The 24,738-nt window shown below is 73.1% G+C and carries 18 protein-coding genes; 8 read left to right on the top strand and 10 right to left on the bottom strand.

Annotation, left to right across the window (positions count from 1 at the left end; translation table 11 throughout):
* The first annotated feature begins 97 nt into the window (after window positions 1–97).
* Window positions 98–2,137: an RICIN domain-containing protein gene (locus FGW31_RS33420; RefSeq protein ID WP_142197356.1), complete on the top strand. Its 2,040-nt coding sequence runs from the start codon at window positions 98–100 to the stop codon at window positions 2,135–2,137.
* A 78-nt stretch (window positions 2,138–2,215) separates the two neighbouring features.
* A complete protein-coding gene (locus FGW31_RS33415) occupies window positions 2,216–2,851 on the top strand; it encodes a sugar O-acetyltransferase (protein WP_373303417.1) in 636 nt (211 codons plus the stop codon).
* 17 nt (window positions 2,852–2,868) lie between these two features.
* Here FGW31_RS33415 and FGW31_RS33410 read toward each other — a convergent pair whose 3' ends face one another.
* The 6 genes from FGW31_RS33410 to FGW31_RS33385 form a co-directional block, all read right to left on the bottom strand.
* On the bottom strand, window positions 2,869–4,146 hold the full coding sequence (locus FGW31_RS33410; RefSeq protein WP_142197355.1) for a vWA domain-containing protein: 1,278 nt from the start codon (window positions 4,144–4,146) through the stop codon (window positions 2,869–2,871).
* A complete protein-coding gene (locus tag FGW31_RS33405; protein WP_142197354.1) occupies window positions 4,143–5,363 on the bottom strand; it encodes an AAA family ATPase in 1,221 nt (406 codons plus the stop codon). The genes FGW31_RS33410 and FGW31_RS33405 overlap by 4 nt, the downstream gene beginning before the upstream one ends.
* Window positions 5,364–5,433: 70 nt before the next feature.
* Complete coding sequence (locus FGW31_RS33400) at window positions 5,434–6,819, bottom strand: hypothetical protein (RefSeq protein ID WP_142197353.1); 1,386 nt, start codon at window positions 6,817–6,819, stop codon at window positions 5,434–5,436.
* A gap of 198 nt (window positions 6,820–7,017) precedes the next feature.
* Complete coding sequence (locus FGW31_RS33395; protein WP_142197352.1) at window positions 7,018–8,703, bottom strand: DUF4185 domain-containing protein; 1,686 nt, start codon at window positions 8,701–8,703, stop codon at window positions 7,018–7,020.
* Between the two features lie 266 nt (window positions 8,704–8,969).
* Window positions 8,970–10,604, bottom strand: a complete 1,635-nt coding sequence (locus FGW31_RS33390; protein ID WP_142197351.1) for a fucose isomerase — start codon at window positions 10,602–10,604, stop codon at window positions 8,970–8,972.
* A gap of 678 nt (window positions 10,605–11,282) precedes the next feature.
* Window positions 11,283–12,761, bottom strand: a complete 1,479-nt coding sequence (locus tag FGW31_RS33385) for an FGGY-family carbohydrate kinase (RefSeq protein ID WP_142197350.1) — start codon at window positions 12,759–12,761, stop codon at window positions 11,283–11,285.
* Window positions 12,762–13,033: 272 nt separating this feature from the next.
* Between FGW31_RS33385 and FGW31_RS33380 the strand changes: the two genes are divergently transcribed.
* The 4 genes from FGW31_RS33380 (at window position 13,034) to FGW31_RS33365 (ending at window position 17,481) form a co-directional block, all read left to right on the top strand.
* Window positions 13,034–14,125, top strand: a complete 1,092-nt coding sequence (locus FGW31_RS33380; RefSeq protein ID WP_142197349.1) for a glycoside hydrolase family 172 protein — start codon at window positions 13,034–13,036, stop codon at window positions 14,123–14,125.
* A 167-nt stretch (window positions 14,126–14,292) separates the two neighbouring features.
* Window positions 14,293–15,669 (top strand): ABC transporter substrate-binding protein, encoded by a 1,377-nt coding sequence (locus tag FGW31_RS33375; protein ID WP_142197348.1) that lies wholly within the window; start codon window positions 14,293–14,295, stop codon window positions 15,667–15,669.
* Complete coding sequence (locus tag FGW31_RS33370) at window positions 15,666–16,631, top strand: carbohydrate ABC transporter permease (RefSeq protein ID WP_142197347.1); 966 nt, start codon at window positions 15,666–15,668, stop codon at window positions 16,629–16,631. The genes FGW31_RS33375 and FGW31_RS33370 overlap by 4 nt, the downstream gene beginning before the upstream one ends.
* Complete coding sequence (locus FGW31_RS33365) at window positions 16,621–17,481, top strand: carbohydrate ABC transporter permease (protein ID WP_233452621.1); 861 nt, start codon at window positions 16,621–16,623, stop codon at window positions 17,479–17,481. The genes FGW31_RS33370 and FGW31_RS33365 overlap by 11 nt, the downstream gene beginning before the upstream one ends.
* Window positions 17,482–17,817: 336 nt before the next feature.
* On the opposite strand, the gene FGW31_RS33360 is transcribed toward FGW31_RS33365, so the two are convergent.
* Window positions 17,818–18,840, bottom strand: a complete 1,023-nt coding sequence (locus tag FGW31_RS33360) for a LacI family DNA-binding transcriptional regulator (protein WP_220511133.1) — start codon at window positions 18,838–18,840, stop codon at window positions 17,818–17,820.
* Between the two features lie 229 nt (window positions 18,841–19,069).
* Between FGW31_RS33360 and FGW31_RS33355 the strand changes: the two genes are divergently transcribed.
* A complete protein-coding gene (locus tag FGW31_RS33355) occupies window positions 19,070–19,522 on the top strand; it encodes a phospholipase (RefSeq protein ID WP_142197346.1) in 453 nt (150 codons plus the stop codon).
* Between the two features lie 9 nt (window positions 19,523–19,531).
* On the opposite strand, the gene FGW31_RS33350 is transcribed toward FGW31_RS33355, so the two are convergent.
* On the bottom strand, window positions 19,532–20,896 hold the full coding sequence (locus tag FGW31_RS33350; RefSeq protein WP_182674983.1) for an MFS transporter: 1,365 nt from the start codon (window positions 20,894–20,896) through the stop codon (window positions 19,532–19,534).
* Window positions 20,893–22,272 carry a hypothetical protein gene (locus tag FGW31_RS35200; RefSeq protein ID WP_182674985.1) on the bottom strand — a complete coding sequence of 460 codons (1,380 nt, stop codon included), beginning with the start codon at window positions 22,270–22,272 and terminating at the stop codon, window positions 20,893–20,895. The genes FGW31_RS33350 and FGW31_RS35200 overlap by 4 nt, the downstream gene beginning before the upstream one ends.
* 190 nt (window positions 22,273–22,462) lie before the next feature.
* Here FGW31_RS35200 and FGW31_RS33345 point away from each other — a divergent pair, with 190 nt between their 5' ends.
* Window positions 22,463–22,855, top strand: coding sequence for an SsgA family sporulation/cell division regulator (locus tag FGW31_RS33345; RefSeq protein ID WP_182674987.1), 393 nt, complete (start codon window positions 22,463–22,465; stop codon window positions 22,853–22,855).
* A 239-nt stretch (window positions 22,856–23,094) separates the two neighbouring features.
* On the opposite strand, the gene FGW31_RS33340 is transcribed toward FGW31_RS33345, so the two are convergent.
* Window positions 23,095–24,276, bottom strand: a complete 1,182-nt coding sequence (locus FGW31_RS33340; protein ID WP_142197343.1) for a spore photoproduct lyase family protein — start codon at window positions 24,274–24,276, stop codon at window positions 23,095–23,097.
* Window positions 24,277–24,738: the final 462 nt, after the last annotated feature.

Below are 24,738 nucleotides of genomic sequence, written 5' to 3'. Positions count from 1 at the left end.
CCCGCCCCCGCCCGGGGCCCCCCCCCCCCCGCCGGCGGCGACGCCGGCGGGAGGCCCCGCCCGAGCGCGACCACACCTCACCGCCTGGAGCACACCGATGGCACGCCGCACCCGCAACAGACGGCTGCTCACCGCCGCCGCCCTGACCGCCGCCCTGGCCACCGGGGCAGCCCTGGTCCCCGGTCCGACGTCCGCCGCACAGGCCGCGGACCTCCCCTCCGTCACCGTGCGCCCCGACCCCTCCTACCAGCAGGAGCGGTTCGAGGGCTGGGGCACCAGCCTCGTCTGGTTCGCCAACGCCACCGGCGACTACCCGCCGGAGATCCGCGAGAAGCTCGCACAGCTCCTCTTCGGCGACGACGGACTCGCCCTGAACATCGCCCGCTACAACATCGGCGGCGGCAACGCCCCCGACGTGAAGGACTACCTGCGCGCCGGCGGCGCCGTCGAGGGCTGGTGGAAGGCACCCGCGGGCACCACCCGCGAGGACACCGACTGGTGGGACCCCGAGGATCCCGCAGACTGGAACGAGCACGCCGACGCCACCCAGCGCTGGTGGGTGGACCGCATCAAGAAGGACATCACCCACTGGGAGACCTTCAGCAACTCCCCGCCCTGGTTCATGACGGTCAGCGGCTACGTCTCCGGCGGGTTCGACGCCGGAGCCGACCAGCTGAAGTCCGAGTCGGTCGAGGACTTCGCCGCCTACGTGGCGGGCGCCACCAAGCGGCTGGAGCAGGCGCACGGCATCGAGGTCGACACCGTCGACCCGTTCAATGAGCCGAACACCACCTACTGGAGCACCCGCCTGGGCCCGGACGGCGAACCCGTCGGCGGCCGCCAGGAGGGCGCCCACATGGGCCCCGAACTCCAGGAGAAGGTGCTGCACGCCCTCGCTCCCGCGCTGAAGGAGGCGAGGACCGGGGCGGACATCTCCGCGATGGACGAGACCAACCCGTCCACCTTCGCGCGGAACTGGAACGGCTACTCCCCCGAGGCCCGTGACCTCGTCGACCAGATGAACGTCCACACCTACGGCACCGGTCAGCGCACCACCGTGCGCGACCTGTCCAAGGCCGCGGACAAGCGGCTGTGGATGAGCGAGGTCGAGGGCGACTGGGGTGACGGGCAGAGCTTCACCGACATGCGTCCCGGTCTCGGCCTGGCCCAGCGCATCGTGGACGACCTGCGGGAACTGGAGCCCCGCGCCTGGGTGTTCTGGCAGCCCGTCGAGGACCTCGACAACATGAAGCCGGGCGGCGAGTCGGCCAAGGGCGGCAACTGGGGCGAGATCCAGCTGCCGTTCAGCTGCACCGCGCAGGACACCCTGGAAACCTGCCCGGTCCGCACCAACACCAAGTTCGACACGGCCCGCAACTTCACCCACTTCATCAAGCCCGGCGACCGGCTCATCAAGGTGGACGACACCTCCAGCGCGGCGGCCGTGACGGACAACGGCCGGGGTGCCTCCCTGGTCCACGTCAACAGCACCGCCTCGGCGCGCACCGTCACCCTCGACCTGTCCGGGTTCCGCCACATCGGCCGGGACGCCACCGTCACACCGGTCGTGACCAGCGCCGACGGCAAGCTGGAGCGGCACGGCGCGGTCAAGGTCAGCGACCGCGCGGCCACCTTCACCGTGCCCGCCCAGTCGGTGACGTCCTTCGTGATCAAGGGCGTCTCGGGTGTCGCGCAGGACGCGCCGCTGCTGCGCAAGGGCCGCACCTACACCCTGACCGGTGTGCAGAGCGGCAAGGCGGTCACCGTCGCGGACGACGGCACCGGCCTCGTCATCGGCGCGGGTGACGGCTCCGCCGCCCAGCGGTGGCGGCTGAGCGCGGTGCGCCCCGACGACGGGGTGCGCCAGCGCTACGAGTTCACCAACCCGGTGGACGGCAGGCGGCTGACCGTGCGGGACGACGTCCCGGTGGCCGAACCGCACACCGGCGAGCGGGACCCGGCCGCCGAATGGATCATGTCGACCACGGGTGACGGCACCTGGACGCTGGTCAACGCGGCCACCGGTCGCCTGCTGGAGGTCGGCGGACAGGCCACGCACGACGGCGCCGCGGTCACCACCTGGCAGCCCAACTCCGGTGCCAACCAGCGCTGGACGGTCACGGACGTGACGGACTGACCGGTCCGGCCCTCTCCGCCCGGCCGCACCGCCACCGGTGGTGCGGCCGGGCCGCTCCCACGACATCCTGGAGAACCAGTGCCCCACGACGACGCCGCGGAGCGCGAGGTGCGCCGCCGCATGGCCCACCACGAGCTGTACACCGACTCGGCGCCCGGCCTCGGACGGCTGGAGGAGGAACGGTTCCGCGGCAAGGAACTCGCCGCGCGGTACAACGCGACCGGCCCGCGCGACCAGGAGACCCGCAGCGCCCTCCTCGGCGAACTGCTCGGCTCGGTGGGCCGGGGTGTGTGGATCGAGCCCCCGCTCCACGTCGCCTACGGCCGTCATGTGCACCTCGGCGACGACGTGTACGTCAACTTCGGGCTCACGCTGGTCGACGACGTGGAGGTGTTCGTCGGCGACCGCGTGATGTTCGCACCGCACGTCACGATCAGCACCACCGGGCATCCCGTCCACCCCGAACTGCGCCGGGACGGCAGCCAGTTCTCGGCGCCGGTGCGCATCGAGGACGACGTGTGGATCGGTGCCGGCGCCGTTCTCCTGCCCGGTGTGACCGTGGGCCGGGGCTCGGTCGTCGGCGCGGGCGGTGTGGTGACCGCCGACGTGCCGCCGATGACCGTGGTCGCCGGGACCCCGGCCCGCGTCCTGCGGCCGATCACCGACGCGGACCGGGAATGGACGTACCGGCCACCGGGCACCGCGCGGGCCTGAGCGGGGCCCGTCGCCGCTCACCGAGCGCCCGGCCGTCCCGGGCCGATGGTCACCACGCGGGCCCAGTCGGGCGGGGTGTCCGGCACGTAGTCGGGATTGTTCTCGTCGTCCCCCGACGAGCCGGAGTGCTGCCGGGGGAACAGCCCCACGACCGTCCGGCACGGCGGCCGCGCGTCCGGCCAGGGTGTCTGTCCGTCGGTCAGGACGACGACGACGTCCGGCCGGGGCCGCGACGCCAGTGCCCGGGCGAAGCCGGTGCGCAGGTCCGTGCCGCCGCCGCCCGTCAGCGGGATCCCCTCGGCGCGGCACAGCCGGTGCACCTCGCCGGCGGCCGCGTCGCAGGGCACCACCGTGACCATGTCGCGCCGGCCGCCCACGGCGCGGGAGATCGCGGCCACTTCCAGCAGCGCGCTGCCCAACTCTCCGTCGCTGACCGAGCCGGAGGTGTCGACGACGACCGACACCCGGGGCGGCGTACGGCGCAGGCTCGGCAGGACGGCACCCGGTACGCCGGCCGACCGCCGGGCGGGCCGGCCGTAGCTGTAGTCGTCTCCCGCGCCGGATCCGGAGACCGCCGAGCGCAGCGCCGCGCCCAGCAACTCCCGCCAGGGCTGCGGAGGGTGGAAAGCCTCCTCCGCCCACCGTCGCCACCCCTTCGGCGCGCGGCCCGGCCGGGCGGTGATGCCCTGCGCCACCCGGAAGCGGACAGCGTCGCGTTCCTGCTCGCTGAGGCCGTGCGCGCCGTCCGGACCCAGGTCCCACTCGCGTTCGAGTCCGTCGGCGCCGCTGCCGCAGTCCAGCCAGACCATGCCCTGGGTGTACGGGCCCAGCCGGAACTGGCGCAGGTAGTCCTCCATCAGCTCCCCGGCGGGCAGTCCCAGCGTCTGGGGCAGGACCACGTCGGCGGGGCGCGGCAGCCCGTCGCCGTACACGTCGTCGTTGATCTCGCAGTCGGCGGCGATGTTCATCCGCAGCCGTTCGGCCGGGCCGTGCAGTTCGCGTACGCGGGCGACCCGGTCGCTGCGGCCGTGGTGGTCGCGCAGCAGGTGCGACACCTCGTGCACCCATACGCCTGCCAGTTCCACCACGGGCATGCGGTCCACGAAGGCAGGCGAGACATAGCACCGCCAGTGCCGGTCGACGGCCATGGTGGGGACGTGCCGGGACTCCACTACGTGCAGGGCGAACAGTGCCGTGGCGAGGTAGGGCCGGGCGCGGGCGGCGTGCAGCCGGGCGGCGAGGAGCTTGTCGAGGTCGAGTGCGGGGGCCGGTGTCTGCGGCGCGGGCGCGGTCATCGGCCGGCCCGCGCCGCGACGGCGGCCCGGTCGGCCCGCCGGGACAGGTCCACGGCCGAGGTGAGCCGGTCGATCGTCACCGGTACGTCCCAGTCCTCGCGGCGCAGGGTGGCGAGGGTGGTGGCGGGGACGACCACCACGTCGAGCGCGCCGGTGTCGACCGCGCGGGCCAGGAGCGCCCAGGCCGCGTCCCAGCGGGACTTCTCCGGGCGGGCGCGCACGGCCGCCACCACGGCGTCGAGCACGGCCTGGCGCAGATCGCCGCGTTCGGGCAGCTCTGCGCCGGCCGGGTCGGCGAGCAGCACCTCGGGGTCGGGAAGGTCCATGCGGTCCAGGCTCGCGAGCAGTTCGAGGCCCGGCCCGTCGCCGACGGTGCCGCGCACCAGCAGGGACAGGACGTCTCGGGAGGAGCCGGCGGCGGCCGCGAACGCGATCAGGTGCAGGGTCATCTCCCAGCTGCGCGGGGAGGGCCAGGGGCCGCCCCTCCGGGTCTCGCTGCTGGGCAGCCGGTGCACCAGCGGCGGCCGGGCGGTGAGGAACCGGCACACGGCACGACGGGCGAAGTCCACGGCGTCGCGGAGCTTCCCGGGGTCGAGCCCGGGCAGGGTGGCGTGCGGCCAGGTGCCGCCGAGGCCGCGGACGACGACCTCGTGGTCGTGGGCCCACCGGAGGTGCACGAAGCGGTTCGCGAGCGGCGGGCTGAGTTCCCACCCGTCGGCCGCCGAGGCCCGCGGATTGGCCGCGGCCACGATCCGCACGCCGGGCGGCAGCCGCAGGGCGCCGATCCGCCGTTCCAGCACCAGGCGCAGCAGGGCCGCCTGGACGGCGGGGGGCGCGGTGGACAGCTCGTCGAGGAAGAGCAGGCCCCGGCCGGCCCGTACCAGGCGAACGGCCCAGTCCGGCGGGGCCATGGGGACGCCCTGTTCGGCGGGGTCGTCGCCGACGATGGGCAGCCCCGAGAAGTCGGACGGTTCGTGGACGCTGGCGATCACGGTGGTCAGGGGCAGGTCGAGGGCGGTGGCCAACTGGGTGAGCGCGGCCGTCTTGCCGATGCCCGGCTCGCCCCAGAGCAGGACGGGCAGGTCGGCGGCGACGGCGAGGGTGAGGGCCTCCAGCTGGGTGTCGGGGCGGGGTTCGGTGGTGGTGTCGCGCAGGAGGGTCAGCAGGTCACCGGCGACGTCGAGCCGTGCGGCGGGGGAAGGGGTGTGCGTGGGCATGGGTGATCACCTGTGGGTGTGTCGGTGGTGCACGAGTGGGTGGGGCACGGGGACGGCGGTCCCCGGGGTGTCAGGTGAGGGTCGCGTGGCGCGTGCGGTCGCGCAGGCGGCGCGGTCGGGGAACGGCCGGGCGGAGGCGGTCGGGTGCGGGTCCGTGCAGACCGGTCCGGTACAGGCCGTAGGCGATCCGGCGTTCCGCGGCTGCCTGGAGCGCGTCCTTCAGGGGTCCGCCGCGCAGGCGCGCACGGGGTCCCAGCAGGTTTTCGACGACGGCGAGCGCACCGGCGGTGTCGCCGTGCGCCAGTCGTTCGCGTACCCCGGTGAGGCAGTCCGGGCGGCGGTGTGCCCGGTCGATGGCCTGGACGCAGGGCAGGGGCGGGCCGGTGAGCGCGGCCAGCAGTTCCTCGCGGCGGATCTCGTCCGGGTCGTGGTCCAGGGGGACGAGGACGCCGTCGACCAGGCCGATGCGGTGCCGTGCGCCGCGGCAGTCCACGAGGTGGGGTTGGCCCGGACGGTCCGGTGGCGGGGGTGGGCCGGTCGCCGTGCGGCCCGGTGCGAGGGCGGCGGCGACCAGCGGATGCAGCCGGCCGGCCTCGATCGCGCCGTTCCGGAGCAGTTCGAGGTCGGGCAGGACGTGGGTGGCCGCGTCGGGCAGGACCGGCAGCGCGGGGCCTCGGGCGGTGGAGTCCGGTGGGCGGATCCGCGCACCCGGGGGCACGGGTCCGTCGTCGTCGACGGTCAGCACCAGCCGGAGTCCGCCGCCTGCCCGTACCGCGACGGCACCGCTGGTGCGCCCGGCGTCGCGCAGCACGATCCGCGCCTCGTCGGCCCACCGGTCGACGGCGCAGTGGTGCCCGGGCGGCAGCAGCTCCGGCGGCTCGGCCGGTGCGTCGTCGTCCGGGCGGTCCGCGCCGCAACGGTGGCGCAGTTCGTCCGTGCGGCGGGCGTCCCACAGGTGGCGGTGGAGGTCGAGGCGGAAGCGCGGTCCGGGGCGCGGATGCGGGTGGGAGCAGGCCCTGTCGCGGAGCCGGGAGCCGTCCCACAGGGTGAGCTCGATGCGCTGGCCGCCGGCCGCCCAGGCGGGCGGTGTCCGGACGACCAGGTGCACCGGGCGCGGCCCGCCGGGGTCCGGGACGTCGTAGCGGGCCAGGGCGATGGTCAGGCCGGGGCGCAGGAGTCCGTCCGGGGCGATTCTCGGCATGTGCCAGCGCAGCAGGTCGGGTGCCAAGTGCCGTAGGTCGGCGCGGACCTGTGCCGCGAGGTCCCGGCCGTGGGTGCGGGCGATGCGGCGCAGGCAGAGGTCGGTGTCGATGCCCGCGGCGGCGCACGCCCCGGCCCAGTCGCCGACGCGGCGGCGGGCGGTCGCGGTCTCGATCATGGAGGGCGGCACGGCGTACGCACGCACGCGCTGCCAGAAGGAAAGGCGGGAGTCCCCGTCCGAAGGGTGTGTGCGCATCAGCACTCACCTTGCGTGGACGGGACCTCCAATCTGTGATCGGAGTGAGTGGTCATCGCGGCGAGCATAGCCCGCCGCGTCACGACCTGTCAGGTGCCTTTTGCCGCTCGGGTGCCGGCCGGGGGTGTCGCTCGGCTCGGCAAGATCCGGACGGCACCCCAGGGGTCCCGCGCCCCGGAAAGATCCGAAAGGCGCCCTCTAGCGGTGGTGGACCTCCAGTTCGGCGATCGAGGTGAAGGTCTGGGTGCCGCCGCTGCCGCCGACGATGCGCACGCCGTCGCCACTGGTGGTGTCGAAGTCGAAGACGTAGGTGCGGTTCGTGCCGGCGGCCGACGACGTCGGGTAGGACGGTGTCACGCTCTGGCCGGTGACGTCGGTCCAGACTCCGTCGCGCCGGACCTGGACGCGCGGGGCGCTGCTGAACCAGCCGCCGTCGCCGAACATCCGGCCGGTGGTGTAGGCGACCCGGTTGAGGTGGTACTGGCGCGGCCAGGTGTAGCCCCACCAACTGGTGGTCTTGCGTTCGTCGTTCCAGTCGTCCTCGTTCTGGGCCGTGTCGCCGTCGTTGTAGGCGGCGGTGCCGAAGTGGGTGGCGCGTTCGACGGGCACGGTGCCGTCCTCGCGTGCGAGGTTGCGGGTCGCGTCGGGGCCGTTGCCGGGGGTGGTGGGGACGGCGGGGGTGAGGGAGAGCCGGCGCAGGGAGTAGGTGTACGCCCAGAAGTCGCCGGCCGGGTAACCGCCGCCGCACGGGCAGACGTTGGACTGGAGCCACATGGACGTTCCGTCGGCGCTGATGTACTTGGACGGGATGGTGGTGGCGTAGCCGCCGTGCTTGGTGTGGGTCCAGGGGTAGCCGCCGAAGTCCTTCGGGGTGAAGTGCTTCCACGGGCCCCACGGTGTGGGCGCCTCGTAGAACTCGAAGGTGTACTCCGTCCAGGACGTGTAGAGGTAGCGATCGAGCGCCTTGTTGTAGACCACGCCGCCCTGGCTGAGCATGCTGAGGTCCCTGACCCGGCCGGGCGTGCCGACGTTCCGGTAGATGCGGCGGTCGTCGTGCAGGACCGGGACCCGCAGGTCGATGCTGGAGGTCCACCTGGCGGTGCCGCCGCTGTCACCGGCGTAGAACTGCCAGGTGGAGCGGTCCTGGATCGAGGTCGCGGGGACGCGGGCCAGGTAGAGGTCGACCGGGTCCGGGTCGGGGTCGAAGGTGTCGCGCCAGTTGTGGTCCAGGCCGTAGGCGTAGACGTATCCGTCGGGACTGTTCGCGTTGTCCTTGCCGTGGTCCAGGAACATCACCGTGGTGAACTTCTCGTCGGAGAACATCGGCGTGGTCCTGTCGGACGTCCAGGTGGCGCCCTTGTCCGTGGACTTGACGATCGTCGCGCTGGGCGCGTGGTCGAGGGTGCCGCGCTTGAGGTCCTGGACGGCGAGGTAGAGGTCGCCGTCCACACAGACCATGCCGGTGGGCTTGCGGTAGTACTGCGCGGGGTCGCCCCAGATCCGGCCGACCCGGTCGCCGGTGGCCTTCTGGGTGCCGGTCAGGTTGCCCGGCATGCCGCTGATGCGGGCCACGCCGATGTCGTGCCAGGTGTCTCCGAAGCCCACCCCGTCGCCGTACGCCGTGTAGACGTGGTCGTCGTCCGACCAGCAGGACGGCCACAGGTCGCCGTGTTCCTTGTTGTCGCCGATGGCGGGGGCGCCCACGGTGGCGCCTGGGTCCACGGCGGCGGTGGAGAAGAAGGTGCTCTGCTCGGGGTTGGCGAGTGCCGCGCGGGAGGGGGCGGGGCGGCCGTCCGCCGGGACGGCGGGCGCGGCCGGGGCGGACAGCGTGGTGACGGCGGCCAGCCCGGCCACCAGGGTGATCAGGACTCTGGATGTGCGCACGGGTGTACTCCTCGGCGGATTCCGGTGCATGCGGTGTTCCGGTACGCGGGTGTCCCGGTAGGTGAGTTGCGGGTGGTGTTGCGGCGGTCGTGGTCCGGTGGTCGTGGTCCGGTGGTCGTGGTCCGGAAGGTGTGCGTTCCGGAAGGTGTGCGGTCCGGTACGCGGGTGTTCCGGTGCGTGCGGTGGTGGTCCGCCCGCTGCCCGCACGGGGGCGGTGGGCGACGGGCGGACCACCGGCAGGTGGCGGCGTGATGCCGCTCGGGTGGTTACAGCGCCACGTCTCCGCACAGGTGCACCTCGACGCCGAGTTCGGCGAAGAGTGCCGCCTTGGCGCGCAGCGCCTTGTCGGCGGTCTCCGCGTCGGGCGCGTAGGCGACGTTGAGGTGGTTGGCGCGGTGGCGGGCCATGAACTGGTCGCGGGTGACGCCGTGCAGGACCGCGTGCATGATCGGCCACTGGTGGTTGGTGGCGTCGAGCCGGCGCCGCGTCTCCTCCTCCGGCAGTTCGACGGCGCTCGCGCGGCCGAGGTCGACGTGGAGCCGGCCGTCCATCAGGAACACGCGCGACCAGACGATCTCGCCCGGCTTGGAGACCCCGCTGAGGGTGCCGCCGCCGAGCGGGAAGAACATCGGGGGCTGACGCATGCTGTACGACTTGTCGTAGCCGCCGTGGTGGGAGGCCGGTACCGAGCCGGAGATCTCGAAGACCCAGACGAACCGGCCCTCGTACTCCTCGCCCCAGCGGATGTCGTGCAGGGTGGTGGCCGGGTCGAGGCCCATCGCCGTCCAGATGCGGTTGGTGACCAGGGAGTCCACGGCGACGCCCTCGTCGACCTCGTTGAAGTGCGGCAGCGGCGCGCCAGCGTACAGTTCGCGGGCGCCGTCGCGGCTGCGTACGGGCGGGCGCTGGACGTTGTTGAGCAGGCCCTCGGCGAGGTCACTGGCCGGGACGGTGTCCTTCAGGCCCTGCTGGTACTGGATGCCGACCGCGTCCAGTCCGAAGTCGTCGGAGATGCGCAGCGCGGCGATGTACATCTTGAACTGGCTGAGCAGTTGGGCGTCGGTGAGTTCGGTGGCCTCGTCGGTGCCGGTGTGGAAGGTCATGCCGGCGTCGTCCAGCCAGGCGCGGACGGCCTGCGCCTCCTCGTCGGCGACCGTGTTCATCTCGGCGACGAGGGCGCTCTGCGAGAGGCGTTCCTTGTAGATGCCGAGGGGGTTGAGGAACTCGTCGTCGATGATGGCGTTGTACATGCCCATGCAGCCCTCGTCGAAGACGCCGATGATCGCCTTCTCCTCGCGCAGCTGCCGGGCCAGCGCGACGCCGAGTGCGGTCTCGGGGTCCTCGGACAGGGGCGGCAGCGGCCGGACGTGGCTGGTGTCGTGGGTGAGGGTGCCGGTCTCCAGCCAGGTGCGCAGGCCGTCGCGCGCCCAGTCGTCGGTGAAGTCCGGGCTCCACAGGACCGAGTAGTCGCGGCCCGCCTTGGTGAGGCTGCCGGCGAGGTTCAGCAGACCCACCAGGCCCGGGAATTCGCCGCTCCAGTTGGCGACGACCAGGATCGGGCCCCGGTGGCTGCGCAGGCCGGCGAGGACGTGGTGGCTGTACTGCCAGACCGCCTCGACGACGATCAGCGGCGCGTCCTTCGGGATGCTCTTGAAGACCTCCATGCCGGCGCGCTGGCTGTCGATGAAGCCGTGGCCCTTGGCCGCGTCGACCGGGTGGCCGCGGCGGACGGTCCAGCCGAGGTCCGCGACCGCCGCGGCGAGATCGCTCTCCAGCTTCTCCTGTGTGGGCCAGCAGGTGGTGTTGGCGGCGGGGCGGAGGTCGCCGCTGGCCACGGTGTAGACGGTGTTCGGCTCGGCGGCCGGCGGCCGGCGGAGCTCGGGCAGGGTGTACGCGGTCATGCGCTCTCCGTTGGTAGTGCGTCCGGCCCGGGGTTGCGGGCGGAGGGTCGAGCGGGCGGTGGTCGGTGGGCGGGAGGTGGCGGGAGGGGGCGGTGCCGGGGGCGGTACGCCGGTGCGGCTGTACTCGCCGCGCGGTGCGGGACTCGGCGGCGGTGGACGGCCGGCCCGACGCGCCGGCCGGTGGCTAAGGCCCGGCGGCGGTGGCCGGTGGCGGTGGCCGGTGGCGGTGGCCGGTGGCGATGGCCGCCGCGTCGGGCCGGGCGCGGGCGGTGAACGGTGTGCGACCGGCACCGTCCGCGCCCCGGTCGGGCAGTCATGCAGTCGGTCGATCGGCCGCCGGTCACGCGGTCCGCCGGTCGGCAGCCGGTCACGCGGCCGGCCGGTCGGCAGCCGGTCACGCGGTCGGCCGGTCGGGTGGTCATTCGGTCGGGCGGTCGCCCGGCCGTCGGTCAGGCGGTCGAGCAGTCACGCGGTCGAGCAGTCGGGCGGTTATACGGTCGGACGGTTATACGGTCGGACGGTCGCAGCCGGACGGTCCGGGCGAAGTGGCCGGGGCGGACGGTTGGGGTAGGACGGTCGGGGTCGGCCGTTGCGAGGCCGGCACCGGTTGGGCGGACGCGCCGCCCGCGCCGCGCGACCCGCCGGCCGGCCGGGTCAGCAGGTCAGAAGGTCAGCAGGTCAGCGGTCCTGCACCGCCGCCAGGGCGTGCACGGTCGCCATGGTGTCCGGGTACAGCCGGCGGTACAGGGCGTACAGCTCGTCGTAGCGCGCGGCGGACTCCGTCCGGGGGCTGACCGTCTCGCGGACGGGGTTCCAGTCGTCGATCGAGACGTCCGCGACGAGTTGGGCCGCCAGCAGCGCGCCGCCGTAGCTCGCGCCGATGGTGACGGTGCGCAGTTCCTGCGGGCGGCCGGTGATGTCGGAGACGATCCGGGTCCACAGGGGGCCCTGGGTGCCGCCGCCGACGGCGACCACGCGGCGGATGCCGCCCCCGGCCGCCTCGATGGTCTCGATGTTGTGCCGGACGCCGAAGCCGGTGGCCTCCAGGGCGGCCCGGTAGAGGTCGCCGCGGGTGTGGGAGAGGGTCAGTCCGGCGATCACTCCCCGGGCGTGGGGATCCATGACCGGGGTGCGCTCGCCGGAGAAGTACGGCAGGAGCAGCAGGCCGTTGGCGCCGGGGCCCGACTCGGCGGCGAGGCGCGTGAGTTCGGTGTGGTCGGCGCCGGTGAACAGGTCGCGCAGCCAGTTGGTGACGGCGCCGGAGGTCGCCATGCCGCCGGCCAGGTTGCGGGTGCCGGGCAGCGCGCCGACCGTGCCCCACAGCGACGGGCTGGTGAGCGGCTCGGGCACGGTGTGGATCAGGAACATGGTCGTGCCGTACATGAGCATCAGGTCACCGGTGTGCTGCGCGCCGACGCTGAGGGCCTCGGCCCAGGCGTCGACGGTGCCGGTGGTGACGGGGATGCCGGCCGGCAGGCCGGTTTCGCGGGCCGCCTCCGCGGTGAGGACGCCGGCCGCCTCGCCGGACCAGCGCAGCGGCGGCAGGTCGATGCCGGGGGCCACCTGCTCGGCCCAGGGCGCGTACCAGTCGCCGGCGTGGGTGTCGTAGAGCGGGGTGCACTGGCTGGCCGAGTGGTGGTCCAGGACGTAGGCGCCGGTGAGCTTCCTGACCAGCCAGGAGCTCGGCATGTACAGACGGCGGGCCCGGGCGTAGAGACCGGGTTCCTCCTCGGCGATCCAGGCGATCTTGGGTCCGGCCGCCTGGGTGGTCAGCGCGGATCCGCCGCGGGCGATGATCGCGTCGGCGCCGAGTTCCTTCTCGATCCGGCGGATCTGGGCGACGGAGCGGGTGTCGACGCCGTAGAGGACGGCCGGGCGCAGCGGTGTGTCGTGCTCGTCGGTCAGCAGCACGCACGGGCCCATGCCGCTGACGCCCACGGCGACCACGGTGGTGTCACCGGCGGCCGTCAGCTCCCGGGAGAGCTCGCCGAACTCGCGCCACCACACCGAGGCGTCCATCTCGAAGCGGCCGGGTCCCGGTCTGTCGGGCGTGTGCTCCCGTACCGCGGAACGGATCAGCGTGCCGTCGAGGCCGACGAGGACGCCCTTGCTGCTCGAGGTGCCGATGTCCACACCGATGACTGCGTTGCGAGGCATGAGCGAACGCTTGCAGAAATCGATTTCAGCGTCAAGAGAGCGCGCAAGGACCGCAGTCGTTCCAGAGAAAAGGCACGTCAGACAGAGCTGACCGACCAGGAAGGCGCACCACCGTCTCACCTCTTGACACCCCCGGGCACCCGCTCTACGTTTCGGTGAAATGGATTTCAGAGGTGTCGGCGCCAGTCGGCCGACGGCGCCTCGCCAGAGCGCCGTCGCGGCCCCGGGGGGCCTCGGCGCACCGTAACCCCACCCACTGAAGGCAAGACACGATGACGACGTTTGGACTCGACGGCATCTCGCGCAGGTCGCGTGCCGTGAGCCGTTCCATCAGCGCCGAGAACTTCACCGGCGAGAAGGCGGGCGGCGGCCGCGCCACCGAGGGCACCGGAGCGGTGGCGGCGAGCCGACTGGGGCCGGGCTGGAAGATCTCCCCCAGCATCGACATCGCCGCCGGCGGGACGGCCGTGCTCGCGGACATCGACGGCCCCGGAACCATCCGCCACCTGTGGTGCACCACCGACCCGCACCGGGCCTGGCGCGGCACGCTGCTGCGGATGTACTGGGAGGGCGAGGAGACCCCGGCCGTCGAGGTCCCGCTCGGCGACTTCTTCTGCAACGGCTGGAACACCTTCAGCCAGGTCTCGTCCGTGCCCGTCGCGGCCAACCCCAACGGCGGCTTCAACGCCTACTGGCCGATGCCGTTCCGCCGCAGGGCGCGCATCACGCTGGAGAACCTCACCGCCGAGAAGGTCACCCTCTACTACCAGGTGGACTACGAGCTGGACGAGGTCGACGAGGACGCCTCGTACTTCCACGCCCAGTGGCGGCGCAGCCACCCGGTGCCCTTCGGTGAGGTGCACACCCTGCTCGACTGCGTCACCGGCGCCGGCAGTTACGTCGGCACGTACATGGCGTGGGGCGTCAACAGCCCGGGCTGGTGGGGCGAGGGCGAGCTGAAGTTCTACCTGGACGGCGACGGCGACTTCCCGACGATCTGCGGCACCGGCACCGAGGACTACTTCGGCGGCGCCTGGAACTTCGACGTCCCCGGGCAGGGCTACACCGCGTACACGACGCCGTACCTGGGCCTGAACCAGATCCTGCGCCCCGACGGGCTGTACCTCAGCCAGCAGCGCTTCGGGATGTACCGCTGGCACGTCCTGGACCCCATCCGCTTCTCCGAGGACCTCCGGGTGACGGTGCAGAGCCTCGGCATCGGCCCCGGCCAGGGCAACGGCCTGCCGCACCGCTACCGGCACACCGGCGACGACATCGCCAGCACCTCGCTGTTCTACCTGGACGCCCCGAGTTCGGCGTCCCTTCCGGCCACGCCGGACCTGCTCACCCTCGAAGTCGACTGACCGTCCCACGGCACGTCGTCCCCGGTCCGCCGGCGCCCGCGCCGGTCACCGCGGATCCGTCCGCCGGCCGGTGCGGCCCTCCGCACGCGAGGACCGCACCGCCCACGGCCCGCCCCCTCGATCCGCTTCCTCCCACGGCCCCATCCCACTCCGACAGGAGCGCACGCATGCTCCAGCACGGCAACGAAGCCGAGCACCCGGCCACTCCTCCCGGCGCCTCGCGCCGCCGCTTCCTCACCGCCGCGGCGGGCGCGGGAGCAGCGGCGGCGTCCCCGGCACTGCTCACCGGTTGCGGTACCGCCCGGGCGAAGGGGGGCAACCTCCAGTTCTGGAACTTCTACGGGCCCCAGCGCTCGCCCGACCCGGCCGTCAACGCGCAGTCCAAGTGGTTCGTCGACCTGGTCGACCGGTGGAACGCCACCCACAGGACGCAGATCGACCTGGTCTACCTGCCGCAGCCCACCTACCTCAACGGGTTCAAGCTGCCGTCCGCGTTCGCCACCGGCGAGGGCCCGGACATCTTCCTCTGCTCCCCCGGCGACTTCCTGCGCTACTACAACGGCGGCGTCCTGCAGGACCTCACCCCGCACATGGAGAAGGCGGCCGTCGACGACTTCGGCTCCGCCCTGGACAGCCGCACGGTCGACGGCAAGGTCCACGCCCTCCCCATGGAGATCGAGCCGCTGGCGATGTTCTACGCCGAGGACCTGTGGGAGAAGGCCGGCCTGTCCGAGGCCGACATCCCCGCCACCTGGGACCAGATGCTCGACATCGGTGACAAGCTGCGCTCGAGGACCACCGCGGGCCTCGTCTTCGAGACCGGCCCCGGCTACTACCAGAACTTCACCTGGTACCCGTGGATGTGGCAGGGCGGCGGCGACGTCCTCGACGCCGACGGCAACGTCGCCTTCGACTCCAGGGCGACCCGGCAGGCCCTGTCGTTCTGGCAGGACGCGGTGCGGCACGGCATCACGCCCCGCACCCTGCCCGCGGCCGGCGACGTGATCAGCGCGTTCAAGGCCGGCAACGTCGCCCTGTGGCAGCAGGGCATCTGGCAGGTCTCCAGCTTCAAGGCGTACGCGCCCGAGTTCCGTTACGGCGTGTTCAAGCTGCCCGTCCCCGCGGGCGGCGAGTACGTGACCACGCTCGGCGGCTGGTCGTTCTGCGCCAACGCGCAGGGCCGCGACCCCGAGGCCGCGGCCGAGTTCTGCGTGTGGGCCCTGGGGTCGATGGAGGACGACTCCGTCGACCGGATGGTCGACTGGTGCACCGGCGCCAAGTCCGACGTCGCACCCCGCACCACCGCCCTGGAGCGCGGTGCGGCCCGCGGCGGCTACGACTCCGCGGTCATGAAGCAGTTCAAGGACGACATCTTCCCGGGCGGCCGCGCCGAGCCGCGCTATCCCCCGGTCGTCTACAAGGCGATCTCCGACGCCATCCAGGGCACCATGCTCGCCGGCCAGGGCGTCGACGGCGCCGCCGAGCGGGCCGCCCGGTCCATCGAGGCCTACACCAAGAGCTACGAGGGGGCGAGCCTGATATGAGCAGCGTCGCCGCACAGGACCACCGGTCCGCCGCCACGGCCCCGGAGGAGGCACCCGCCTCCCCGTCCCGGCGGGGCATGAGCCGCAAGCACCGCGAGTGGCTGGCCGCCGGCCTGTTCCTCGCCCCCGACGTCCTCGGCCTGCTGGTCTTCGTCGCCGTTCCGATGGTGCTCTCCGTCGGTCTGAGCTTCTTCCAGGTCAGCGGCTTCGGCAGCTACGAGTGGATCGGGCTCGGCAACTACGAGCGGATGATGGACGATCCGCTGTTCTGGGACTCGATGCGGATCACCGGTCTGTACGTGGTGATCCTGGTGCCCGTGCTGTTCTGCGTGAGCCTGGCGCTCGGACTGCTGGTCAAGCAGAAGCTGCCGGGCATGGGCGTGTACCGCACCGTGCTCTTCATGCCGTACGTCATCAGCCTCGTGGTGGTCGGCGTGCTGTGGAAGTTCCTGCTCGACGAGCAGACCGGCGCGGTCAACCGCGCCATGCGGGCGGCCGGCCTGGACGGCGAGTCCTGGCTCGGCAGCCCGTCCCTCGCCCTCGCCTGCGTCATCGCCGTCATGGTGTGGGTGATGATGGGCTACTACATGATCATTTTCCTGGCGGGCCTCCAGGAGATCCCCAAGGAGTACTACGAGGCCGCCAAGCTCGACGGGTCGGGACCGTGGACCACGTTCCGCACCATCACCTGGCCGCTGCTGCGCCCCACCAGCTTCTTCGTGCTGCTGATGTCAACGGTCGCCGCCATCACCGGCGGCCTGGACCTGATCTTCGTCCTGACCGACGGCGGTCCCGCCAACGGCACTTCGCTCGCGATCTTCTACATCTACCAGCAGGCATTCGGATTCGGGGAGTACGGCTACGCCTCGGCCATGGGCTCCTTCCTGGTGCTGATCATGGTCGCCGTCTCCGCGGTGATCTTCAAGCTCACCCGAGGCGGGAGGTTCGACGATGGCGAGTGACACCATGGCGACCCGGGCCAGCACACCGGCCGGCCGCCGCCGGCCCCTCTCCCCGCGCGCCGGCCTGACGGTCCTGGCCGTCGTCGTCTCGGCGATCAGCGTCCTCCCGGTGCTGTGGATGCTCTCGTCGTCGTTCAAGACGCGGTCCACCGTCACCGACGGGAACCTGATCCCGCGGGAGTTCACCGTCGACAACTTCGTGTACGTCTTCACGGAGGTGCCGTTCGCCCGCTACCTGTGGAACAGCTTCTTCATCTCCGCGATGATCACCGCGGCGGCGCTGTTCTTCCACTCCATGGCCGCGTACGCGCTGGCCCGGCTGCGCTTCCCCGGCCGGGAGAAGCTGTTCGGCGCGATCTTCGCGACCCTGCTGGTCACGGCGCCGGTGGTGCTGATCCCGCTGTTCCTGGTCGCCCGTGAGCTGGGTCTGCTGGACAGCTACGCCGGCCTGATCATCCCGGCGATCTTCAACGCCTTCGGCATCTTCCTGCTGCGCCAGTTCTACCTGGGACTGCCCAGGGAACTGGAGGAGGCGGCGATCGTGGACGGGTGCGGCCACTGGCGGGTCTACTGGAACATCGTCCTGCCGATGTCCCGGCCGATCCTCTCGGCGCTGGCGATCTTCTTCTTCCTCGCCAACTGGAACGCCTTCGTCTGGCCGCTGGTCGCCACCAACGACCAGGACCTGACGGTGGTTCAGCTGGGCATCGCCTCGTTCACGACGCAGTACGCCTCGAACTGGAACTACATCCTCGCGGCGGCGACGGTCGCGGCGCTGCCGATGCTGCTGCTGTTCTTCGTCTTCCAGCGGCAGATCGTGGAGTCCGTCAAGACCTCGGGGCTCAAGTAGCCCCGAGCACCACCGCAGCGGCGCTGCACCGGCCGAGGGGGCCGGTGCAGCGCCGCTGCCTTGTGCACGCGAGGCGATGGGCGGCACCGGGGCACGCGAGGCAGTGGACGGCACCGGCGTGCGAGGCGGTGGCGGCACCGGTGCGCGGGAAGGGTGCGGGCGGGTGCCGGGGGGCGGGAAGGGTGCCTGCGGGCGCCTGCGGGCGGGAAGGGCGCGGGCAGGCGCCGGGCGGCGGGCCGCGTGACGGGACGTGTGACGGGACGCGTGGCCGCGCGCGAGGTCGGGACGACGGCATCGCGCGCGGGGCGGGAACGTCCGAGCGGCGCGGTCCGGTGGTCAGTCGGTGGCCGGGCCGGCGGTGCTCTCGCGGATCTGCAGGGTGGTGCGCAGGACCACCGTCTGGAGCGGGGACCCGCTGCCCTCCATCCGCTGGAGCAGCAGATCGGCGGCGGTGCGCCCGAGTTCGTACGAGGGGAGCTCGACGGCGGTGAGCGACGGGCGGACCAGCGACGCCCAGGGGACGTCGCCGAACGAGAGGACGCCGACGCCCGGCGGGGTGCGTCCGACCTCGCCGAGGGCGTCCAGCACACCGATGGTCATGAGGTTGTTGGCGACGAACACCGCGTCGGGCGGTTCCGGCAGGGCCAGCAGGTCGCGCATGGCGGCCCGGCCGCCCTCGACCCGGAAGTCGGCGTGCCGGACGTACGCGTCGTCGGCCGTCACGCCGTCGCGCCGGGCGGAGTGGAGGGCCGCCCGGTAGCCCGCCAGCCGCTCCTCGGAGGTCGAGGCGCCGGCCGGACCGGTGATGCAGGCGATCCTGCGGTAGCCGGCCTGGAGGAGATGGCGGGTGGCCACCTCGCCGCCGTGCCGGTCGTCCACCCGCACGGCGTCCACCTCGGCGTCGCGGGGACGCCGGTCGACCGCGACCACGGGTACGCCCCGGGCGGTCAGCGGCCCGAGGTCCGTCTCGTCCCGGGAGGCCGACGCCACGATCACGCCGGCCATCTGCTCGCCGAGCGCCACCTCGAGGTAGCGCCGCTCCTTGTCGGTGTCCTCGTCGGAGTTGCACAGGACGACCGACAGGCTGGTGCGCTGCGCGGCGTCCTCCACGCCCCGGGCGAGCGAGGTGAAGAACGGGTTCTCGATGTCGGGGATGATCAGGGCGATGACGCTGGACCGCTGCTTGCGCAGCGACCGGGCCAGCCGGTTGGGGGCGAAGCCGAGCGCTGCCGCGGCCTCCTGAACGGACTGGGCACGTGCCGGTGTGACATTGCCGCCGTTGAAGACGCGCGAGACCGTGGCCGGGGACACTCCGGCTGCTCGCGCCACGTCATGGATCGTCACCACCTGCGCACGCATCCTCTCTCCGTGGTCTCCCTTACCCTACCCTGCCGCTGAAAAGGATTTCATCCCTCAACCAGCGGGTTTCAGATAGCTCACACCCGAATCCGCCGCCGCGGCCGGAGGGACATCCGAGAGTTAACGGATCATTGGGCGGGCGGTGGTGTGAAGAGGCGTCCACATAGGGCAAGATCTTGTCATGTACCTGCGGTCCGGTGGTCGGGCCGCAGCCTCATGGAGGTGTGAGATGCACCGAAGGATCGCCACCGCGATCGCCGCCCCGGCCCTGGCCCTCGCCAGTGTGCTCGGCACCGCCACGGCCGCCGACGCCGTACCCGCCGACAAGGCGCAGGTTCTGGCGAGCTGGACGCAGACCAGCGCAACCAGCTACAACCAGTGGGCCGCCGCCCGGGCCAACCAGGCCGCCTGGTCCGCCTACGGCTTCAACTGGAGCACGGACTACTGCTCCACCTCCCCGGACAACCCGTTCGGCTTCCCCTTCTCGAACGCCTGCGCACGCCACGACTTCGGCTACCGCAACTACAAGGCCATGGGCGCCTTCGACGCCAACAAGGCCCGGGTGGACAGCGCGTTCTACGAAGACCTCAAGCGCGTCTGCGCCCGCTACAGCGGCGGCACCAAGTCCGCCTGCGACAGCACCGCGTGGACGTACTACCAGGCCGTCAAGGCCTTCGGCTGAGCGGCCCCTTCACCGAGCCCGGTGCCGCCGTCCCCCGGACGGGCCGGCGGCACCGGGCGGTGGGCCGAGCCGCTGCGCGGCGGGCAGCCGCAGCAGGCACACCGCGCCGACGGCGCACAGGAGCACCAGGTACACGGCGACCGCCCAGGGCAGCCCGCTCCCGGAGCGCACCGCCAGCCATGCGTTGAGCAGCGGCGTCAGCCCGCCGCCGAGCACCGCGCCCAGGTTGTAGGAGACGGCCGTTCCGGTGGTGCGCACCTCCGCCGGGAAGAGGGACGGGACGAAGGCGCCCTGGACCCCGAGCACGACGATCACGGCCAGCAGCAGCCCCGTCGACGCCACGGCGAACGCGGCCGGGCTGCGGGTCTGGAGCAGCCCGAGATAGACGGGAACGCCGACCGCCATGGCGAGGCAGCCGCGCAGGCTCTGCCGGCGCCGGCCGTACCGGTCGCCCAGCGAGGCAGCGAACGGGGTCGCCACCGCCATCACGGCCATCGCGACGGTGACGGCCAGCAGGGTGTCGGCCGGTTCGAGGCCGAGGGCGCGGTCGGCGTACGCCAGGGACCAGGTGGTGGCCGTGTAGTGCACGGCGTACACGCAGGTGACCGCGCCCGTGACGAGCAGCACGCGGCCGATGTGGTCGCGCAGCACCTGCCGGACCGGGCCGCGCGAGAGCCGCCGCTCCGCGTGCAGGGCGGTGAACACGGGGGACTCCACGGCGGCGGACCGCAGCAGGAAGGCCACGACGGTGAGGACTCCCGCGCCGAGGAACGGCAGGCGCCAGCCCCAGTCGCGGAACTCCTCCGGGCCGAGGGCCGCGGAGCAGCCCAGCAGGGCGCCGGTGGCGAGGAGGAAGCCGATGGCGGGGCCCGTCTGCGGCAGTGAGGTCCACAGTCCGCGCCGGGCCGGCGGCGCGTGCTCGGCGGCCAGCACCACCGCGGCCGTCCACTCCCCGCCGATGCCGATGCCCTGGATCAGCCGCAGGACGACCAGCAGCACCGTGGCGGTGACGCCGAGCCGGTCGTGGCCGGGGAGCAGGCCCATGGCGAAGGTGGCGCCGCCGGTGGTGAGGACGGTACCGAGCAGCACGGCCCGGCGGCCGGCCCGGTCGCCGATGTGGCCGAACAGCAGGGCGCCGAGCGGCCGCGCCAGGAAGCCGGTCGCGAGGGTGGCGAGGGAGGCCAGGACGGCCGTCTCGCGGTCGGCGGCCGGGAAGTACACCGGGCCGAGGACCAGCGCGGCGGCGGTGGCGAAGAGCGCGAAGTCGTAGAACTCGACGACGGTGCCGGCCAGTCCCGCGAGGGTGACCCGGTTGAGGGCCTGCCCGGCGGGCGGGACGTCGGGCGGCACGGGCGGCCGGGCGGTGGCCGTCACCGGGTCTCCTGGGCTTTCCAGCGGACGATACGTTCCTCCAGGGCGAGCGCTGCCGCGACCCGGCGGCCGCGGTACGGGGCGAGGTCCTCGCTCATCGCGGTCACGGCGCGCCGCACCCGGGCCGAGCGCACCCCCTCCATCAGGTCCAGGGCCTTCTCCCAGGTGGCGCAGGCCTGTTCGACCAGGCCCTGCCGGCACTGCATGCTGCCCACGTGGGCGACGCTCAGCGCCGCGATGCGCTGGTAGGCGGTGCCCGAGCAGTTCCACACCGCGTGGCTGAAGTGCTGCTCGGCGATGTCGTAGGAGCCCATCGCCTCGGCCGCCTTGGCGGTGTGGTTGCCCACGCATGCCTTCGCCGAGCCCCACAGCGCGGCCCAGTACGGCATGTCGCGCTCGTCGGCGTCCTCGACGAGCCGTGCGGCCCGGGCGGCCGCCGAGACGGCGTCGCGGCGTCTGCCCTCCATCGCCAGTGCCCGGGCGCGGGTGACGACGTAGAGCGCCTCGGTCGCCGGGTCCGTCCGGCCGCGCACCCGGTCCAGGGCGGCGTCGATGAGGGCCAGGGCGTTTTCGGCCCGGCCGGTCTCCATGCCGTGGTGGGCGAGGACGCGCAGGACGAACGCGCCGTGCAGTTCGTTGCCGGCTTCCTGCGTCAGCCGGTAGCTCTGCAGGTAGTAACGCTGTGCCAGTCCCTGTTCGCCGGCGTCGTACGCCTTCCAGCCGGCGAGGTACACCGCGCAGGCGGCGGCGGACAGCATCTGCTGCTCGGCCCGTTCCGTGCGGAAGCGGGCGCGGCACAGCGGGGCCACGTCACCGACCAGGTACTGCACGAGGGCGGAGCGGCCGTGCTGTCCGCCGTGGCGCTCGTCGACGGCGGTGAACAGCTCGGTCATCTCGCGGACCGCGCGCACCTCGCTGTCCCCGGCGGCTCCCGCGCGCCGCGCGCCTGCGCGTGCGGCCGACTGGGCGTCGAGGTCGAGGGGCAGGCGGGCCAGCGCGTCGCTGTACGGCGCCCGGCACATCTCGGGGCTGCGTCCGATGTCCGCCCTGCCCAGCAGGACCAGTTCCTCCAGCGGGTCGCCGAGTTCGTCCGGCGTGACGGGCAGGCCGGTCAGGCCGTCCGCCGCGGCGCGCAGGCCGAGGTGCAGGGCGGTGACGGGGCGGCCGAGGCGGCGGGAGAGGACCTCGGCGACGAGGTCGGCGGTGCGCTCTGCGGGGCGGGTGCCGGCCACCCAGTGGGCCACGGCCGAGGAGTTGGTGCGCACCGCGGGCCCGGTCTCCTCGGCCAACGCCCGGACGTGGCGGGCGAGTTCGGCGTAGCTGTACCCGGCCTCGCGGACCGTCCGGGCGAGCACCTCGTTCCTCACGCGTGCGGTCAACGATTCCGTCCCGGGGCAGCGGTAAGCGGTTTAAGCGGAGCCAGTCCGCGTGGAGGCTATCCCTGCCGTACGGCCCGCCGTTGAGTCGATGTCGGAATTCCCCTCGAGCGGGTGAGGAGCCCTAGATTTGTCTGCGTTACGTCGCCAGGAACGGCAGGATGGTGCGGTTGTCCGGACGGTGGAGCGCGAGTTGGAGTTCGAACTCGTGCAGCCCAGCCGTCCCGGGGCCCCGCATCCCGTCGGCGTACCCACGCGACTGCTGTACCGCACGGACGAGCCCGGCAGCGTCCGTCTGGCGTTCCACATCGAGTCGGGCGCCCCGGTGGAGTGGGTCGTCGAGCGCGACCTGCTGATCGAGGGGGTGTTCCGGCCGACCGGCGAGGGCGAGGTGCAGGTGTGGCCGTCCCGGGGCGACGGCGGCCGTCCGCTGGTCTGTCTGGCCCTGGACTCCCCGTTCGGGCGGGCCGTGCTGTGCGCGCCGATCGAGCCCGTCAAGGCGTGGCTGGAGCGCACGGTGATCCTCGTGCCGCCCGCGCAGGACCCGCTGCCGCCCCCGGCGTCCGACGGGGACGGGCCCGGCTGAGGGTCCTGCCGCGCGAGCTTCCGCAGTCGGCGGCGGAAGACACCGCGGGCCCCGCGCCGAGGCGTCCCTCTCCTCGCCCGCGCGGGGCCCGTGGTACGTCCCGCCCGCGGCCCGACGGCGGCTGCGCGCCAGCACGTACCGGACCGGCGACCGGCCCGCCCGCGCGCAGCCGCCCGGGCGGTGACCTGCGCCGATGCCGCCGGATGTCCGCCGATGCCGCCGGAGGTCCGCCTTGACCGTCAGAAGGCGTAGCGGATGCCCAGCCAGGGTGTGTGGCGGGCGACCAGCTCCCGCAGGTCCGCGAGGGCTCGCCGCTTGATGTCGGTGCGGTAGCGGAGGTTGAGGGCGCCGTTCTGTGAGCGCTTGGTCTCCTGGGTGGCGGGCTGCCACAGCACGTCCTCGCCGCGCGGGTGCCAGCGCAGGTTCACCTCGTGCAGGTCGGCGTTGTGGGTGAGCATGACGACCTCGGCCCGCGCCTGCCGCTTGACCCGCTGCGGCAGTACGTCGTCCAGGTGCCGCAGCAGTTCCGCCCAGGCGTCCTGCCAGCCGGGGCGGACCACGACGGGCGAGAGGTTGAAGTGCACCTCGTACCCGGCGTCGAGGAAGTCCGCGGCGGCCGCGATCCTGTCGTCGACCGGACTGGTGCGCAGGTCCAGCAGGCGCGAGTCGTCGGCGGGCATGAGGGAGAACCGGATGCGGGTGCGGCCGCGCGGGTCGAGCTCCAGCAGGTCGGGGTTGACGAACTTGGTCGCGAAGGACGCCTTCGCGGTGGGCCAGTCCCGGAAGGCGCGCACCAGGTCGGCGGTGTTGTCGCAGACCAGCGCGTCGACCGAGCAGTCGCCGTTCTCCCCGATGTCGTACACCCACGCCTCGGGGTCGCACTGGTTGGGCTCCCGCTTCGGCCCCTGGGCGGCGACATGGCGGCCGAGGTGGGCGACGATGCGGTCGATGTTGGTGAAGACGGTGATCGGGTTGGCGAAGCCCTTGCGGCGGGGGACGTAGCAGTACACGCAGGACAGGGCGCAGCCGTTGGAGGGGCCGGGGGCGATCCAGTCGGCGGAGCGGCCGTTCGGGCGCGTGGTGAGGGTCTTCTTCACGCCGAGCACCAGGGTCTCGCGCTTGACGCGCATCCAGCGCTCGGCGTTGCCCTCGTTGCCGTGCAGCTCCGGGATGCGCCAGTGGGACTCCACCTCGACCAGCCGGGCGTCGGGGAAGCGGGCGAGGATCTGCCGGCCTCGGGGCGAGGCGGCGGCGGCCGGTTCGGCGTGGATCTCACGGACGGCGAGGAGCCGGCGCGCCTGCGGGGAGTCCCGGAAGGCGCCGCCGGGCGGGCCCGGCTCGGCGGCCGGGTCCCGCGGCAGGTCGTCGAGGCCGAAGAGGGGCTCCTGGGAACCGTGGGGCGAGGAGGGATGGGAGTGCATGTACGCGTCGGCTTCTCGAACGGAGACGGTACGGCGCTCCCGCCGCCCGGAGACCGGGCCGACGGGACAGCCGTTTGTCCCCACTGTACGGCGCCGGGGTGGTATCGGTTGTTTTGGGTGGTGTGGACGTGAGGCGGGGCCCGATCGACGGGGCCTCTGCGCGCGGCCCGCTCGCCGGGACGGATGCCGGACGGTGGGGCCGAGGCCAAGGCGTGCGGGCGTGTCTCGGCGCGGAGCCCGGACCGACGCGACACCCGAAGGGACGCGGCACGGCGCGCGGGGCGGCGCGCGGCGCAGGGCGCGCGGCGGCCCGGCGCGCGGCGGGGTCCGCGCCGGGGCACACGGCTCGGCGCACGGGCGTCGTGCGGTGTGCCCCGGACCGTAGGGAGCGGCCCGCCGGAGGCCGGACCACCGGAGACCGGACCCCCGGAGACCGCACCGCCGGAGGCCGCACCACAGAAG

This window comes from Streptomyces calvus (genome assembly GCF_006782915.1).
GTDB lineage: Bacteria > Actinomycetota > Actinomycetes > Streptomycetales > Streptomycetaceae > Streptomyces > Streptomyces calvus.
This window is presented reverse-complemented; position numbering and strand designations above follow the sequence as displayed.

Coding starts and splice junctions, on each gene's coding strand:
- FGW31_RS33420 (WP_142197356.1), top strand. CDS start 98: ATGGCACGCCGCACCCGCAACAGACGGCTGCTCACCGCCGCCGCCCTG.
- FGW31_RS33410 (WP_142197355.1), bottom strand. CDS start 4,146: ATGACCGCGCCCGCGCCGCAGACACCGGCCCCCGCACTCGACCTCGAC.
- FGW31_RS33405 (WP_142197354.1), bottom strand. CDS start 5,363: ATGCCCACGCACACCCCTTCCCCCGCCGCACGGCTCGACGTCGCCGGT.
- FGW31_RS33400 (WP_142197353.1), bottom strand. CDS start 6,819: ATGCGCACACACCCTTCGGACGGGGACTCCCGCCTTTCCTTCTGGCAG.
- FGW31_RS33390 (WP_142197351.1), bottom strand. CDS start 10,604: ATGACCGCGTACACCCTGCCCGAGCTCCGCCGGCCGCCGGCCGCCGAG.
- FGW31_RS33385 (WP_142197350.1), bottom strand. CDS start 12,761: ATGCCTCGCAACGCAGTCATCGGTGTGGACATCGGCACCTCGAGCAGC.
- FGW31_RS33380 (WP_142197349.1), top strand. CDS start 13,034: ATGACGACGTTTGGACTCGACGGCATCTCGCGCAGGTCGCGTGCCGTG.
- FGW31_RS33375 (WP_142197348.1), top strand. CDS start 14,293: ATGCTCCAGCACGGCAACGAAGCCGAGCACCCGGCCACTCCTCCCGGC.
- FGW31_RS33370 (WP_142197347.1), top strand. CDS start 15,666: ATGAGCAGCGTCGCCGCACAGGACCACCGGTCCGCCGCCACGGCCCCG.
- FGW31_RS33365 (WP_233452621.1), top strand. CDS start 16,621: ATGGCGAGTGACACCATGGCGACCCGGGCCAGCACACCGGCCGGCCGC.
- FGW31_RS33360 (WP_220511133.1), bottom strand. CDS start 18,840: ATGCGTGCGCAGGTGGTGACGATCCATGACGTGGCGCGAGCAGCCGGA.
- FGW31_RS33355 (WP_142197346.1), top strand. CDS start 19,070: ATGCACCGAAGGATCGCCACCGCGATCGCCGCCCCGGCCCTGGCCCTC.
- FGW31_RS33340 (WP_142197343.1), bottom strand. CDS start 24,276: ATGCACTCCCATCCCTCCTCGCCCCACGGTTCCCAGGAGCCCCTCTTC.